Origin of the sequence: Actinoplanes solisilvae (assembly GCF_003999975.1) — a bacterium.
GTDB lineage: Bacteria > Actinomycetota > Actinomycetes > Mycobacteriales > Micromonosporaceae > Actinoplanes > Actinoplanes solisilvae.
This window is the reverse complement of record NZ_RJAC01000046.1, coordinates 18,092-33,022: the sequence shown is the minus strand read 5'-3', so window position 1 is coordinate 33,022 and position 14,931 is coordinate 18,092. Positions and strand designations below refer to the sequence as shown.

The 14,931-nt window shown below is 72.3% G+C and carries 17 protein-coding genes and 1 pseudogene; 15 read left to right on the top strand and 3 right to left on the bottom strand.

Going from position 1 to position 14,931, the window contains the following annotated elements; translation table 11 throughout:
• From EER30_RS45170 to EER30_RS45105, 13 genes are all read left to right on the top strand, one after another.
• On the top strand, nucleotides 1-355 hold a 355-nt coding region (locus EER30_RS45170), incomplete at its 5' end, for a glycosyl hydrolase family 65 domain-containing protein (RefSeq protein WP_284699746.1).
• Nucleotides 306-1,649, top strand: a complete 1,344-nt coding sequence (locus EER30_RS45165) for a serine/threonine protein kinase (protein WP_127509044.1) — start codon at nucleotides 306-308, stop codon at nucleotides 1,647-1,649. The genes EER30_RS45170 and EER30_RS45165, both read left to right, overlap by 50 nt.
• Nucleotides 1,650-2,076: 427 nt before the next feature.
• Complete coding sequence (locus EER30_RS45160) at nucleotides 2,077-2,508, top strand: hypothetical protein (protein WP_127509041.1); 432 nt, start codon at nucleotides 2,077-2,079, stop codon at nucleotides 2,506-2,508.
• A complete protein-coding gene (locus EER30_RS45155; RefSeq protein WP_127509038.1) occupies nucleotides 2,508-3,341 on the top strand; it encodes a hypothetical protein in 834 nt (277 codons plus the stop codon). The genes EER30_RS45160 and EER30_RS45155 overlap by 1 nt, the downstream gene beginning before the upstream one ends.
• Nucleotides 3,328-4,755, top strand: a complete 1,428-nt coding sequence (locus tag EER30_RS45150; protein ID WP_127509035.1) for a V-type ATPase 116kDa subunit family protein — start codon at nucleotides 3,328-3,330, stop codon at nucleotides 4,753-4,755. Before EER30_RS45155 ends, EER30_RS45150 begins: the two co-directional genes overlap by 14 nt.
• A complete protein-coding gene (locus EER30_RS45145) occupies nucleotides 4,752-5,168 on the top strand; it encodes an ATP synthase subunit C (RefSeq protein WP_127509032.1) in 417 nt (138 codons plus the stop codon). Before EER30_RS45150 ends, EER30_RS45145 begins: the two co-directional genes overlap by 4 nt.
• Nucleotides 5,165-5,383, top strand: coding sequence for a hypothetical protein (locus EER30_RS45140; RefSeq protein ID WP_127509029.1), 219 nt, complete (start codon nucleotides 5,165-5,167; stop codon nucleotides 5,381-5,383). Before EER30_RS45145 ends, EER30_RS45140 begins: the two co-directional genes overlap by 4 nt.
• 92 nt (nucleotides 5,384-5,475) lie before the next feature.
• Nucleotides 5,476-5,901 carry a hypothetical protein gene (locus EER30_RS45135; protein ID WP_127509026.1) on the top strand — a complete coding sequence of 142 codons (426 nt, stop codon included), beginning with the start codon at nucleotides 5,476-5,478 and terminating at the stop codon, nucleotides 5,899-5,901.
• Complete coding sequence (locus EER30_RS45130) at nucleotides 5,898-7,616, top strand: V-type ATP synthase subunit A (protein WP_127509023.1); 1,719 nt, start codon at nucleotides 5,898-5,900, stop codon at nucleotides 7,614-7,616. Before EER30_RS45135 ends, EER30_RS45130 begins: the two co-directional genes overlap by 4 nt.
• The gene (locus EER30_RS45125) at nucleotides 7,613-8,971 is read left to right on the top strand and encodes a V-type ATP synthase subunit B (protein WP_127509019.1); all 1,359 of its coding nucleotides are present in this window, start codon (nucleotides 7,613-7,615) and stop codon (nucleotides 8,969-8,971) included. Before EER30_RS45130 ends, EER30_RS45125 begins: the two co-directional genes overlap by 4 nt.
• On the top strand, nucleotides 8,968-9,615 hold the full coding sequence (locus EER30_RS45120; protein WP_127509017.1) for a V-type ATP synthase subunit D: 648 nt from the start codon (nucleotides 8,968-8,970) through the stop codon (nucleotides 9,613-9,615). The genes EER30_RS45125 and EER30_RS45120 overlap by 4 nt, the downstream gene beginning before the upstream one ends.
• A gap of 53 nt (nucleotides 9,616-9,668) precedes the next feature.
• On the top strand, nucleotides 9,669-10,172 hold the full coding sequence (locus EER30_RS49250) for a GNAT family N-acetyltransferase (protein WP_240670731.1): 504 nt from the start codon (nucleotides 9,669-9,671) through the stop codon (nucleotides 10,170-10,172).
• A gap of 278 nt (nucleotides 10,173-10,450) precedes the next feature.
• Nucleotides 10,451-10,780, top strand: a complete 330-nt coding sequence (locus EER30_RS45105; protein WP_127509014.1) for a hypothetical protein — start codon at nucleotides 10,451-10,453, stop codon at nucleotides 10,778-10,780.
• A gap of 141 nt (nucleotides 10,781-10,921) precedes the next feature.
• On the opposite strand, the gene EER30_RS45100 is transcribed toward EER30_RS45105, so the two are convergent.
• The 3 genes from EER30_RS45100 to EER30_RS45090 form a co-directional block, all read right to left on the bottom strand.
• The gene (locus tag EER30_RS45100; protein ID WP_127509011.1) at nucleotides 10,922-11,506 is read right to left on the bottom strand and encodes a DoxX family membrane protein; all 585 of its coding nucleotides are present in this window, start codon (nucleotides 11,504-11,506) and stop codon (nucleotides 10,922-10,924) included.
• A 118-nt stretch (nucleotides 11,507-11,624) separates the two neighbouring features.
• Nucleotides 11,625-12,074, bottom strand: coding sequence for a hypothetical protein (locus EER30_RS45095; protein WP_127509007.1), 450 nt, complete (start codon nucleotides 12,072-12,074; stop codon nucleotides 11,625-11,627).
• Nucleotides 12,075-12,638: 564 nt separating this feature from the next.
• The gene (locus EER30_RS45090) at nucleotides 12,639-13,016 is read right to left on the bottom strand and encodes a cupin domain-containing protein (RefSeq protein ID WP_127509004.1); all 378 of its coding nucleotides are present in this window, start codon (nucleotides 13,014-13,016) and stop codon (nucleotides 12,639-12,641) included.
• An 80-nt stretch (nucleotides 13,017-13,096) separates the two neighbouring features.
• Between EER30_RS45090 and EER30_RS45085 the strand changes: the two are divergent.
• Nucleotides 13,097-13,189, top strand: a pseudogene (locus tag EER30_RS45085) (hypothetical protein); the annotation flags it as partial.
• Between the two features lie 102 nt (nucleotides 13,190-13,291).
• Nucleotides 13,292-14,692 carry an MFS transporter gene (locus EER30_RS45080; RefSeq protein WP_127509000.1) on the top strand — a complete coding sequence of 467 codons (1,401 nt, stop codon included), beginning with the start codon at nucleotides 13,292-13,294 and terminating at the stop codon, nucleotides 14,690-14,692.
• Nucleotides 14,693-14,931 lie beyond the last annotated feature (239 nt).

The following is a 14,931-nucleotide window of genomic DNA, read 5'->3' as shown; positions in this document are numbered from 1 at the left end:
GTTCGCGCCGCGCCTGCCCAGCCGCCTCGACCGGCTGGCGTTCTCCCTGCTCTGGCATGGTCTGCGCCTGCGCGTGGAGATCCGCCCGCACGAGGCCGTCTACTCACTGCGCGCCCGCGCCCGCGACGGCGACGCCAAGCTGGAGCTGCGGCACCACCGCGAGCCGCTGGTACTGACCACGGACGCCCCGGTGACCCGGCCGATCCCCACCGCTACGCCGATCCCGTCCGAACCCGCTCAGCCGGCCGATCCGCCGGCGTACGGAGCCGCACAACCTGCCCAGACTTCGAAGGCGGTGAGTGTCGATGTCCCATCAGACAGGAGAGACGCTGGACAGCCGATACCGGTTGGGTGAACGGATCGCCTCCGGTGGGATGGGCGACGTGTGGCACGGCACCGACCTGCTGCTGAACCGCGCCGTCGCGGTCAAGACCCTGCGCGACGACCGAGCGGCCGACCCACAGTTCCACCGCCGATTCGAGCACGAAGCTCGGGCCATGGCGGCCCTCCACCACCCGGGCATCGCCGACGTGTACGACTTCAGCCACGAGCCCACCAATGCCTATCTGGTCATGGCCTATGTGCACGGGCAGCCGCTGGACCGGCGGATCGCCGCACGGGGACGGCTGCCGGTCGGCGAGACCATGTCGATCGTGGCTCAGGTGGCCCGCGCGTTGCAGGCCGCCCACGACATCGGCATCGAGCATCGAGACGTCAAGCCTGGCAACATCATCGTTCAGCCGAACGGCACGGCGGTCCTGGTCGACTTCGGCATCGCCCATTGCATCGGCTCGGCCGAGCTCACCTCCACGAAGGATCTCCTGGGGACCCCGCATTATCTTGCTCCCGAGCGGTTGTCCAAACGTGGCGCGGGACCGGCTGCGGACGTGTACGCGCTCGGTGCGGTGGCCTATCACTGTCTGGCCGGGCAGCCACCTTTCATGGACGAGGACCCGTTGACGATCGCCTTCCAGCACCTCCGGGAAGAACCACCACCGTTGCCGGCCGAGGTGCCGGCGGCGGTGTGTGCCGTCGTGACGACCGCCCTGGCCAAGAAGCCCGCGGACCGCTTCCCGTCGGCGGCCGCGATGGCGGAGGCGGCCGCGCGGGTCGCCGCCGTCAACTGGCGCGAGGCCACGACGGAGTCGCTCTCCCGACCCCGTCTGCGCCGCGGCTTCATCCGGCAGCCCGAGCACACGACCGCGGGCGGGCGATCGCGTCGGAGCACCGCCCTGGCACCTGCGCTGGCCGTACTCGCGGTAGTCACCGGATCCGCGGCCCTGGCCGTCGCCGCACCATTTGGTCACGACCCCGGTTCGCCGCGGCCGTCCGTGTCGGCACCCGCGCCCCCGGCCGCAGTCGCGCCCTCGAACACATCCGCCACGCCCGCCGCGGGGAACGGCGCTGGCGAGACGAAGACGCACCGACCGAGCCGTCCCGTCACCCGGGCGCCGTCCACGACGATCAACTCTCCGCGCCCGACACCGGCAAAGACCTCCACCATGACGACGCACACGAGCAAGCCCCCCACCAGCCGGCCCCCGACGGTCCAGCCGTCCACCGCCCAACCGAGCACCAACCAGCCGACCACCACCCAACCGCCGACCAGCGCGCCGGAAACCGATCCGTCGGCTGCCCACCGGTCCTGACGGCGGATGCCTGCACGGCACCGGAGGTCGCGGTCCGAGGTCTGTCCGGCGGCGCCGGGTGGCGGGTTCTGCCGGACGACCGCGACCGTGGCACGCCCGTGATGCAGCACGTACCGGGTCACGGAGCCGAGTCCCAGCAGCGAGAAGCCGCCCTTACCGCGCGCCGAGCACCACTGTCCGCGCCTGGACGGCGGCCGGCTCTGCCATCGAGATCTCCTCCCTCACCGTGCCGGGCGAGGCCGCCGCAGCGGCAGGCTCAAGTCCCGGCGCCGCGCCTCGGCGGCCCCGATGACGGCGCGGCCGGTCGCCACCGGTCAGTGAGGCTTTCGGCCCTGCCCGGGTGTTCGGGGCGGCCCGATGATGGGGGCGACTGGCCTGATGGGCCGAAGCCGGAGGAACGGGGGACGAGGTGCCGACACTGCGGGAATTGCTTGACCGGTTCCGCTCCGCCGGGCCGCCCGGCCCGGCCGCGCCGGCGGCGGTGCCGGTGGATCGGCGCAGCCGCCTCGTGGACGAGGTCGCCCCGGTCTTCGCGGCCCTGGCGGTCACCGACGAGCACGCCGCCGGCATCGTGGCGGCCGCGCGAGCCGAGGCGGAACGCACCCGCGACCAGGGCCGGCGCGAAGCCGATGCACTGGTCAGCCGGGCCGAGCAGGAACGGCAGGCGGGCTACGCCCAGGCCTTCGCCGAAACCCGGGCGGCAGCGAACCGACGCTCCGAAGTGAGCGCCGCCCAGGCCCGCAGCGCGGCCGATGACATCGCTCGCCGGGCCGCCCGGTGCCGCCCCGCGCTCGCCGACCTGGCCCTGCGCAAGATACGCGGCAGCATCGAAGCCGCGCCGGATGGCACGGTGCCGTGATGGCGGCGGCGGACGTGGCGGGCACGATCCGGGCGAGGGCCCTCGCCCGGCGACGGATCAGCGCGTCGGCTTGCCGCCGGCTCGCCGGCCACGTCGGGCTGTCCAGCGCCGTCGCTGAGCTGGCCGGCTCCCCGTACGGACGATACGTGCGACCGGGGCAGGGCCTCGCCGTGGCCGAGCACGCGGTGAGCCGCACTCTGCTGTGGCACCTGCGGGTGCTCGCCGGGTGGCAGTCCCGGTCCACCGCTGACCAACTGCGGGTGCTCGCCGGCGGGTTCGAGCTCGCCAACCTCGACGAGGCGCGCCAGCGTGCCGCCGGGTGGCCCGCCGACCCGGCGTTCAACCTGGGCGCCCTCGCGGGCACGGCCCGGGCCGGCCTTTCCTTCACCCGCTACGCCTGGCTGCACCGGGTCGCGGTGCGGGTGCCGGCCGCGGCCACCTGGGCCGCCGGGGCGGCGTTGCTGCTGCTGGCGCGGGACCGGATGCTCGGCGGGCCGTCCCCGGCGGACGCCGCCGTCCACCTGCGCGCCCTGGCGGGGGCCGGCTGCCTGACCGCGGCCACGCTTCCCGCCCTGCGCTCCGCGGCGACCGCTCAGGCTCGCTGGGTGCTCGAGGACGTTGACCGCGACAGCGACGTCTGGCGGGCCGAGACCGCCTGGTGGCGGCGGGTCGACAAGGACGGCGGGGCCCTGCTGCACGGTCCTCGGTTCGGTGGGGACGCGGCCGTCGGCTGCGCTGCGGTCCTGGCCGCGGACGCGTGGCGGGTGCGGGCGGCGCTCGAGTCGGCGGCCCGCGGGGGCGGCCTGACGGAGGTGTTCGATGCCACGATCTGAGCGAGCCCGACCGGAGCGGCTCCGCCCCGTGACCGCCCGGCCCACGCCGATGACCCGGGTGGCCGTCGCCGTGCCGCCCGCCCGCACGCGGGACGCGCTCGTCCTGCTGGCCCGGGCCGGCGCCGTCGAACTGGACGAACCGGCCCTCAACGGGTCACCCGAGGGCCCCGCCACCGCGGCCCTGCACCGGGTCGGCGGCGCGATCGCGGATCCCCGTGTGGCGCCCACGGCCCCGGACGTCGACGCCTTGATCGCCGCCCACCGCACTGACCTGCTGACAGGTGAGGCACAACTCGAGCGAATGGCGGCCGGATCCGTCCAGCGGGACGGCGTGCGGGTCTGGGCCGGCTGGTGCCCCGCCGACCGGGAAGAAGCCCTCGCGGCGATGTTGTCTGAAGTGGACAGCGCGATCGTGCCGCTGCGGCGCCCGCCCGGCGTCGACCCACCGACGCTGCTGCGTGAGGACACGCCGCTGCGGGAGTCGTTCGCGCCGCTGGTGCGCACATACGGCACCGTGCCGTACGCCGATCTCGATCCCACACTGTTCTCGGGTCTCGCCTACGTCCTGATGTTCGGCATGATGTTCGCCGACGCGGGGCACGGCCTGGTTCTGCTTCTCGCCGCACTCCTGCTGCGCTTCGCGCCGCGGCGTTTCCGCGACAGGCTCCGCCCGATGTGGCCGTTCGTGGCCGGCGCCGGCCTGGCCAGTGCGGTGGCGGGCTTCGCGTTCGGCGAGTTCTTCGGCCCCACCGGCGTGCTGCCGGTGCGCTGGCTGTCACCGCTGGACGAGCCGGTACGTCTGCTCGGCGCCGGGATCGGCCTCGGGGCGGCGTTGCTCGCCGTCGCCTACCTCGTCGGCACGATCAACCGGTGGCGCGAGGGCGGCGCGAAGCTGGCCCTGTACGCCCCCACAGGAATCGCCGGCGCGGCGCTCTACCTGGGCCTGGTTGCCTCAGCCGCGGGGCTCTACCTGGGCCGCTGGAGCATCGCCGGAACAGGTGCGACCGTAGCCGCCGTGGCGCTGGCCCTGTGCGCCATCGGTCTCTACGCCGCGTCCGGCGGGGGCGGCGCCGGGGCGGCTCAAGCGGCCGTCCAGCTCTTCGACCTGGTGCTGCGGATCGGGGCCAACGTCGTCTCCTTCGCCCGGCTGGCCGCGTTCGGCCTGACCCACGCCGCACTGGGCGCCCTGGTGTGGTCGGCCACGACCGCCCTTTGGCACCGCGGAGGAGCCGCCGTGCTCGCGTCGGTCTTGGTATTCGTGCTGGGCAACGCGCTCACGTTCGGCCTCGAGGCGCTGGTCGCCGCGATACAGGCACTGCGGCTGGAGTACTACGAACTGTTCTCACGGGTGTTCGAGGGCGAGGGCCGGCCGTTCCGCCCATGGACCCTGTCCGTTAAGGAGGCGTCGGAATGACTGTCTGGCTGCTTGCCGTGCCCGTCCTGGTGGTGGGCCTCATCGCCGGCTTCTGGCAGGTCCGCCGACACGGTCGCGCCGCGATCCGGATCGCCCTGTCGGTCAACGGCCTGCTGCTGGCGGCAGCCGCCGTCGTCCTGGCTCTGGCGATCACCGGCGACCCGGCGCAGGCCGCCCCGGCCGACGCCGCCTCGGGGAACGCCGCGTGGGCCGCGCTGCTCGGCGCGGCGATCGCCGTGGCCGGGTCGTCGATCGGCGCCGCGATCGCCGTGGCCTACACCGGCGCCGCCGCGCTGGCCGCCATGAGCGAACGCCCCGAGTTGTTCGGCCGGGCGATGGTCATCGTCGGCCTGGCCGAGGGCATCGCCATCTACGGCCTGATCGTGGCGATCATCCTGATCGGACGAGCATGACCGGCCTGGCGGCCGTGCTGGGGGCCTCGGTCGAGATCCGGGGATGGGCCCTGGCGGGCCTGCTCGTGATACCGGTCGTCGACGACGCGGAGGCCCGCGCCGCCTGGACCGCGCTTCCGGCCGACGTCCGCCTGGTCGTGCTCACCCGCGCGGCCGCCGACGCGATCGGTGCGGGGCACGAGATCGACGGCCCCCTGATCGCGGTGCTGCCATGACGCCGAACCCGCTCGTCCCGGCCAGCCCGACCGATCCGCTGGCACCGGTCCGTAAAGCGCTTATGCGTGCCGCCCGGGCTGAGGCGGACCGCGTGACCGCCGAGGCCAGGGCCGAGCGTAACCACCTGCTGGCGACCGCCCGCGACCGGGCCGCGGCGATTCGGACCGAGGCACGGCGGCGAGGGCACGACGATGCCGCTGCGGCCGGCGCGGCCGACGACGCGGCCGCCGGTCGGGAGTCGCGGCGGATCGTTCTGCGGGCGCGACGCGACGCATACCACGCTCTGGAACAGGAGGTGTGCGAGCGGGCGTGCGCCTGGCTGACCGAGCCGGCCGTCGAAGCCACGGTCCGTGCCCGCGTCGAGGTCGCGCTTGGGCCGGGCGCCTCGCTGGTGGTGACGCCCGGCGCGGTGACCGGCACGCTCGCCGGCCACCGGGTCGAGGTAACCGCCCGCGCCCTGACCGGCAAGGCCTTGCACGAGCTCGGCACCCAGATCGAGGAGATGTGGCGGACATGAGCACCGCGTCAGTGACCCGCGTGGACGGGCCGATGGTGGAGGTCACCCACTCGGGCCGGCTGGCCATGCACGAGCTGGTCGAGATCGGTCCGGATGCGCTGCCCGGCGAGGTGGTGGCCATCCGCGACGGCCGGGCCACCGTGCAGGCCTACGAGTACACGGGTGGGCTGAGGCCCGCCGACCGGGTGCGGCCTACCGGGACCCCGCTGACCGCACGGCTCGGGCCCGGCCTGCTGGGCCGGGTGTTCGACGGACTGCTGCGACCGCTCAGCGGCGGTCCGGTGTGGCTGCTCCCGCAGACGCCCGGCGGCAGCCTCGACGGTCAGCGCTGGGACTTCGAGCCCGGGGTGCGCGAAGGGCAGCGCGTGGACGAGGGCGCCGTGCTCGGCACCGTGCCGGGGCCTGGCCCCGTCGCGTATCGGATCATGGTCCCACCGGGGACCGGCGGCACCGTCGACAGCATCGCGCCGGCCGGGAAGTATGGCGCGGACGACGAGATCGCTGTCGTGGGCGGCGCCTCGATGCGACTGACCGCGCGATGGCCGGTACGCGTTCCGCGACCGGTGCGGGAGCGCCGGCCCGCCGACACCCCGCTGCACACCGGCCAGCGGGTGATCGACCTGCTCTTCCCCCTGCTCAAGGGCAGCACCGTCGCCGTTCCGGGCGGCTTCGGGACCGGCAAGACAGTGCTGCTCCAGCAGATCGCCAAGTGGTGCGACGCCGACGTCATCGTGTACGCCGGCTGCGGCGAGCGCGGCAACGAGATGGCCGATGTCGTGACCGATCTGTTCGCCCTGGCCGACCCGCGCGGCGGCGGGCGCCTGGCCGATCGGACGGTGGCGATCGCCAACACCTCGAACATGCCGATGATGGCCCGCGAGACCGGGGTCCATTCGGCGGTGACGGTGGCCGAGTACTTCCGTGACATGGGCTACGACGTGCTCGTCATCGCCGACTCCACCTCCCGCTGGGCCGAGGCCCTGCGCGAGTTCGCCTCCCGCACGGGCATGCTGCCTGCCGAGGAGGGCTATCCGGCCACGCTGAGCTCGGCGCTGGCCGCCTTCTACGAGCGGGCCGGAGCGGTCATGACGCTGGGCGGCGCTCGCGGATCGGTGACGATCATCGGCGCCGTCTCACCGCCCGGCGGGGACCTGACCGAGCCGGTGACCGCACAGAGTGAACGCTTCGTCCGCGGCCTGTGGACCCTCGACCGTGACCTCGCCTATGCGCGTCATTATCCCGCCGTCTCGTGGTCCGGGTCGTTCGCGCGTGACGCCCTGACGATCGCCGCCTGGCAAGTGAGCCACGGCGCCCCGGACTGGGCCGCCGACCGGGCGCGGATGCTGAGCCTACTGGCCGAGGCCGACCGGTTGACCGCCCTCGCCGAGCTGATCGGCGTCACCGGGCTGGCGGCACCCGAACGTGCGGTACTGCTGACTGCACGGCTGATGCGCGACGCGGTGCTGCGGCAGAGTGCGCTGTCGCCTCGTGACGGCTACTGCGGACGGGCGAAAGGCCTGGCCCTGGCCGAGGCGGTGCTCGCGGTCGGCGACCGGCTTCGGCGACTGGCCGAGGAGGGCCGCCCGGCGGAGAGCTTCGAGGCGGTCGACTTCGGAGCCCTCGTGCGCGTGCGCGACACCGCCGGGCCGGACGACGACGCCGCGGTGGTGACCGCTTGTGACACCGTGCTCGCCGGATTGGCGGCCGAGTCATGAACCCCCTCGCCGTCTCGTACACCGCCGTGCGGGAGCTGAGCGGCCCGCTTCTGGTCGTGTCTGGCGTCGCCGGCGTCGGCTGGGACGAGTACGTCGAGATCCACACGGGCGGCCAGGTGCGGCACGGCCTCGTCCTGGCGGTCGCCGGCGACCTCGCCGTGGTGCAGGTGCTCGAAGGCACGTTCGGCATGGATCCCGCGGAGACCGCGGTGCGCTTCGCCGGCCGGCCGTTACGTATCGACGTCGGTCCTGGCTGGCTGGGCCGCACCTGCAACGGGCGCGGGGTACCGATCGACGACGGCCCGCCCGTGCTCGGCCCGCGCGAGGCGGCCGTCGCCGGCGCTCCGATGAACCCGACCCGGCGGCAGCCGCCGGCGGAGCCGGTGCTCACCGGCGTGTCGGCGATCGACGGGCTGACCACCCTGGTCCGCGGCCAGAAGTTGCCCATCTTCTCTCGGGCCGGCCTGCCGCACCTGCGACTGGCGACGCAGATCGCCGCCCAGTCGACCGCCGGCGGCGAGCCGTTCGCCGTCGTCTTCGGCGGACTCGGGCTGACCCACGCCGACGCCGACGCGGTCCGTGACGCGCTGGCCGGCCGGGCCGCGGCGGGTGAGCTCACCATCCTGCTCAACACGGCGGACGATCCGGTGATCGAACGCATCCTGACCCCGCGGCTGGCCCTGACCATCGCCGAGGACCTCGCGTTCACCGAGGGCCGGCACGTGCTGGTCGTGCTCACCGACATGACCAGCTACGCCGAGGCGGTCCGCGAGGTTTCCGCCTCGCGCGGCGAGATACCCGGCCGCCGCGCCTACCCCGGATACCTCTACAGCGACCTCGCCTCGCTCTACGAGCGCTGCGGCCGGATCTCCGGGCGCCGCGGCTCGGTCACCGTTCTGCCGGTACTGACCATGCCGGCCGGGGACATCACCCACCCGGTGCCCGACCTCACCGGCTACATCACCGAGGGACAGGTGGTGCTCTCCCCCGAGATCGCCGCCGCAGGCGTCTACCCGCCGGTGGACGCACTTTCGTCGCTGTCCCGCCTGATGCGCCACGGCGCCCGCCCCGACCACCTCGACGTGGCCGCCCAGGTCATGGCGGCGCTCGCCCGCGCTCGTCAGGCGGCCGAGCTGGCCGATCTGGTCGGACCGGGCGGTCTCAGCGCAACCGACCGGCACTACCGCGAATTCGAGAGCCTCTACCTCACAGGGCTGCTGGCCCAGTCGCCCGACGAGTGCCGGACGCTGGAGGAGACGCTGCGCCGAGCCTGGCAGGCTCTGTCGGTGCTGCCCCGGCGTGAGTTGGTGCTGCTGCCGGAGCACGAGCTGGTCGCCCACGGGATCAAGCCGTGAGAGCGCCCGGGGCGGTGCGAACGCCACCCGGGCGGGCCGGCGTGCAGATGCTGCGCCAACGGCTCGCTGTCACCGAGGCCGGAGCGCGACTGCTGGCCCGGGAGCTGACCGTACTGGGCATCGAGGCCGAGCGCCTGAACGCCGAGGCCACCGCCACAGGTGGCCGGTGGCACGAGGCCGCACGCCGCGCCCAACGCCGGCTCGACCGCGCCGGACAACTCGTCGGCGACCGGGGAATCCGGCTCGCCGCCCCGCCCGGCGGGGCCGAGGTCACCCTGCACACCACGATGCTCATGGCCCTGCGCTACCCCGACGGGGTGGACTGCGACCTGCCGGATCGATCTCCCGCCGCGTCGCCACCGGCCGACGCCGCCCTGGTGGACGCCGAGCGGGCGGTGCGGGAGGCGGTTGCCGAGGCCGCCCGGCACGCCGTGGCGACCCGGGCCGCGAGGATCGTCGCCCATGAGGCCGAGCTCACCCGCCAGCGCCTGCGAGCCCTCGAACACCGCCGCATCCCGGCGCTGCGCGAGGCGCTCGCCGGTGCGCTGGCCCGCATCGAGGAGGCCGAGTCGGCCGATGCCGTTCTGCGCCGCTGGGCCACGAGCCCCGCCCGGGGACTTTCGCCTCTGGCCCAGGAGCTCTGACGGGTCCATCGTCGGCCCATCCGGACTTCGAGATCGTCGGGACGCTGACGCTCGTGACCTTCCCCATCCCCACCGGCCCGCGAGCCTGGATCGAAGACGTCGTTGTGGACGAGGCCGTTCGCGGCCAGGGCGTCGGGGCTGCTCTGGCCCGACGGGCGGTTCAGCTCGCGAACGGCGACGGTGCCCGGATGGTCGACCTGACTTCCCGCCCGGCGCGCCAGGCCGCCAACCAGCTCTACCAGCGCCTGGGCTTCCGGCACGCGACACCCGGGTCTTCCGCCTGTCGATCACGGATCGGACCCCCACCGTGCGCGTCTGACTCGGTGACGCCTCGCCCGGCCTCTGGGCCGTCCGCGTGCCCGTTCCCCGGCACCCGCGACGAACGCCGCACCAGCGCGGCCCGCTCCGGTGCGCCTATCCTCCGGGCCTCGGTCCTGCCTTCACCCTGCCACGAAGACCGGGCAGTGAGCGTCCCGCAGAACGGCGCTGCTCACCGAGCCGAGCAGGGGCATCGCGCTGCCACCGTAGGCGTGCCGGCGGAACGGCGTTCAGGATGATCAGCTCGCAACCGCGGGCGCCTGCCTCCCGAAGGCCGAAGTGGACGGCCGGGGAGGTGGTGCCGAGCAGCTCGACACCGACGACGATCGAAGTGGTAGGGACCAAAGTCCGTAAAGTCGGTACGAACCAAGCCTGGTGACGCTGCGAATTGCAGCCCGATAATGCTGTGTAATCGCTCCGAGAACGGATGTGACACATAGTGTTATGCGCATTGCAATTTGGCGCCATTCGCGTCCCTCGATAGTTCGGCAATCTGGTCCCGCTCTGGCTGACCGCGATGTCGCGGCAGTCGAACAAATGGACCGCGACTGCCTATGTCGAGTCGCAGGGTCCCGGCGACGAGAAGGTCATCGCCTCGACCGAGGTTCCGGTCCGTGGACCGGAGTTCGCGGATGAGGAGAGCTACGAGGCGACCATCGCCGTCCCGGCTGACAGCTTGCATTCGGCGCAACCGGACCCCAATGGGGAGTCGGGCGTCTACAAGATCGTTGTGACCGTCTTCCTCAGCTCGAAGATCAGCAGCACCCGCAATTACGACGTGCTCGGATCCATCGAGGGCCCCATCATCAAGGTTGAGGAGCCTCAGACCGCGACAGTTCCTGCCTAGCGACCGACGTTCAATCGCCCGTCCGGGCCAGTTCCGGACGGGCGACTCCCTGTCTCGGGGGCGACGCCTACCCCGTGTCCGGGCACGAGGGAGCCCGGCCGCTGCCAGACGGCCGGGCTCCGCGGGCGATCGTCACCGGGCTCAGATGAGCCAGCGGTTCTTCTGCACGAGCGGCAGGGACGCCCACCACCGGCCCAGACCCCACGTGTGTCCCGCATAGGTCAGGGCCAGAACGATGCCGGCGACCGCGTAGATGAAGTGGTAATCGGTGACCGGGTTCGTCGACCCGCTCGGCTCACCAGCACTGGTGGTCTTGTCCAGCGGCCACTCGGCCGCCCACATCAGCGCCATCATGACCACACCGGCCCCGGCCGCCAGGCGCATGCCGATGCCGAGCACGAAGGCCAGACCGATCCCCAGCAGACCCAGCATGAACAGCCAGTTGGTCCACGGGTCCCCGGCGATGCTGTGGAAGAAGTCCTGCAACGGTCCGACCTCGACACCGGACAGGAACCCCTTGGTCGGCGAACCGCCGTTGATCCAGGCACGCTCCGCCGGGGTCGCGAACCCCCACCCGAAAGTCTTGTCGAAGAACGCCCACAGGAAAACGAAGCCGGTAGAGATACGCAGCACGGCAAGCGCCCGCGCGGCGGTCTTGGTGAGCATGGAGCCGGGCGCCTCGACCTTCTCGAGGTGAGCGGCGGTTCCCCGGCCGATGGTGGTCATAATATCCTCCCGGAATTCGATGTCGTCGTATATGACGGTGCCTGATGTCCCGCGATGCCTCTTGAGGACAAGGACCCCATCTCCACGGGACGAAAGTCCCGGGTCAGAAATCGTGCGGTCATACCGCCGGCGCGGTCGCCGGCGGGACGATCACCACGGGACATCCGGCGTGGTGCAGCAGCTGCTGGCCACTTCTGTCGGCCGGTGACGCCGTCCGACCCCCGAGCGGGGTGCTGGACGTCCCTGTCGCCACAGATCCGAGCGGCCTAGCGTCGCCACCATGGGATGACAGCTCAGTGGTCATGGCCCGGAGCCGACGGGCGCCGCCCGCATTCGGGCCTTCCCACCAGCCGGGCGGAACGAGCAGGACCGGGCAGCCGGACCGCTGCCGGGCCGCCGGGCGCCACGACTCGTACAGCAGCTCGGCGAAGCTGCCGCTGCGGCCGATCCCGGCCACGACCACACGACTGTGCCGCATGACCGCCTCCATGCTGTACGGCATGTCGAGCTCGTTGACGACCAGACGCTCGACCGGCGTGTCCGGGAAACGCGGGAGCCATTCGCCCATAGACCCGACTTCCCGCAGGGTCGTCCGCCGAGATGGGGGGTCTGAGACGGGTGCAGGGACGCGATCTCTCCTCGGGTGGCACCCGGATTCAGCTGATCACCGCCGTCACCAGACGGGCGTGACAAGGCCCAGATGGCCGTCGTAGCGACGGTAGAAGGCTTTGTAACGGACCAGTCCTCGCGGCTGCCGGCGCGGGCGTGCGTAGGTCGGGATTATTCGTGGTGGGCGCTTCTGCTGCCACTCCTCGTCCCTGAACGTCGGCAGACCAGCAGCATGCGTCAGGTGGGCGGTGAGGCGCTGCAGAGCCGGTGGCAATGCCGTGGTGACCAGGTCGATCGCCTGGATGGCGCTGGGCGCTGCAACTTGCCGGCGGACCAGGCGCCCGGCGACGTCGACGTTGACCTGCGCGACACACAGCGGCGCCTGGCCGTGGCCGGTCCCGTCTCGCGCAGTCTCGAGCAGGCGGGTTCTCCTCCTGCCGGCGAATGGGACAGCAGCATGCGCGACGGAGCGGGAACGTGTCGCCGGATCTGCGCGGCGGCATCCGACCGTGCACGAGGACGGCTATTGCGCTTGGCCGGCAGGCAGGGGTCGGTGCATCTGAAGGAGCAGGCATCCGCCGGCGCCGGCGGTGATCGGATGAGCGGTGCTTGGCGGCACGTACAGGTAGGAACCGGCGACGATGGGCCGTCCCGCGACCGACGCCGATCCCGAGACCACCCAGATGTGCTGATGCGCGGTCAGATGCGACCTTCCTGGGGTGGCGCAGCCCGACCCGTAGGAGATCAGCGCGTCATGTAGATCGCCGGCGGCCCACAGTTCCTTCGCGACGACACCGGGGCAGTCCGGCACTGGCCACCACGGCAGTTGATCGATTCCCGCCGGATCGAGCGTCAGCAGCGGTTCGAGCACCGCATGGCGACGGGCCATCGTTGGGTTCATGACATCTCCTTCATCCGTGGGCCGACGTCGCTACGACCAGGTTCCTGGGTTCCGGTGCTACCAGCCAACGCCGGACGCCACTAGCCGTCGCGACCGGTTGCGGGCAACTCAAGACCGGCGCACCGGCCCGAGGGGGACGGGTCGCCAAATACAACCGGTTGATCGAGATCGAATCCGCCGGATCCCTGCCGTACGGGCTGGCCTGACTGGCTGGGCCCATCGGCGACGGTCCTTCGGCCCTGCCGCGGCGGCGACTCGCGTCCGATGGTGGGCTCATGGAGACCGGGCAGCACCTGGGCTCGTCCGCGCTGGCGGACGTGGTCCGGCTGCGCTCGTTCCGGCGGCTGTGGCTGGTCTTCGGGCTGTCGTCGCTGGGCGACTGGATGGGCCTGTTGGCGACGTCGTCGTTCGCCTCGGCGCAGCTGAGTTCCCCGGCTGCGCAGGGGGCGGCCTTCGGCGGCATCATCGCCGTACAGCTGCTGCCGTCGCTGATTCTGGGGCCGATCGCCGGCGTGCTGGCCGACAGGTTCGACCGTCGACGCACGATGGTGCTGGTCGACCTGGCGCGGTTCGTGCTCTACGCGTCCATCCCGACCATGGCGCTGCTGTCGCACGACCGTGCGGTCGTGGTCGCGTGGGTCGCCGTGGCCTCGTTCACCGCCCAGGCGGGGGCGATGCTGTGGACACCGGCCAAGGAGGCGGCGGTACCGAACCTGATTCCGCGCGACCGGCTCGAGACAGCCAACCAGCTGACCATCATCACCACCTACGGGATCACGCCGGTGCTGGCGGCGCTGGCATTCGCCGGGGCGGCGCGACTGCCGAGCCTCGGCCGTACCGACGCGGCTGCGATCGCTCTCTACTTCAACGCGCTGACGTTCCTGGCGTCGGCCACGGTCGTCCTCTTCGGCGTGCCGGAGATCTCCAGGCGGCGCATCGCAGCCCGTACAGAACCATCCGTCGACGCGCTCCGCGCCGGGTGGCGTTACCTCACCGGGACACCCCTGCTGCGGGGCCTCACAATCGGTCTGCTGGGTGCCTTCGCCGGAGCAGGCATCGTGGTCGGCGGGGCGCGCTTCTACAGCCGTTCCCTCGGCGGCGGCGACGCCACCTTTGCGCTGTTGTTCGCCGGTCTGTTCATCGGCTTCGGGCTGGGCGTGCTCGCCGGGCCGAAGTTGGCCGGTCACGTGCCGCGGCGCCTGGTGTTCGGCCTGTCGGTGCAGCTGGCGGCCCTGGCGGTCGTCCTTCTGTCCGTCACGTCGCGTCCGGCCGTGGCGCTGGCCGAGGTCGTGGTCGTCGGGTTCGGCGCCGGGCTGGCCTTCCTCTGCGGTGTCACGCTCATCGGCGGCGACGTGGACGACGCCGTACGCGGAAGGGTGTTCGCGTTCGTTCAGACCGCCGCCCGAGCCATGTTGCTGCTGGCCGTCGCTGCGGCGAGTGCCCTGGCCGGCGCCGGGTCCCCGCACCGCGTCGTGCTGGGCCCAATTTCGGTCCCCCTGTCTGACAGCCGCCTGCTATATGCGACCGCCGGTCTCTGCGGCATCGCCGTCGGACTTGTCGCGCTGCGGCAGATGGCCGACGAGGACGTCACGTCGCTGCGTCGTGCGGCGCGGCGGGCACTGGTACGACGTCTGCGGGCCCGGCGGACCGACTCGACCGATGGAGGTTCGAAATGACACAGCACAACGTGCCGGACGTGCGTGAGACCGACGTCGTGGTGGGCGTCGAGCGCCGTGGTAGTTGTGCGTGGCGGGTCTCCAGGTATACCACCGAGCGGTACGAGGCGCCCTGATCCACCGAGACGACCTTCGTGGTCATCACATCGTCCACGGTCCAGTTCCTCATCATGGAACTCCCCTCACCGCCGACGCTAGGAGCGGGCCCCGGCCGGACGGCAGGGCCATTGGGCCCGCCT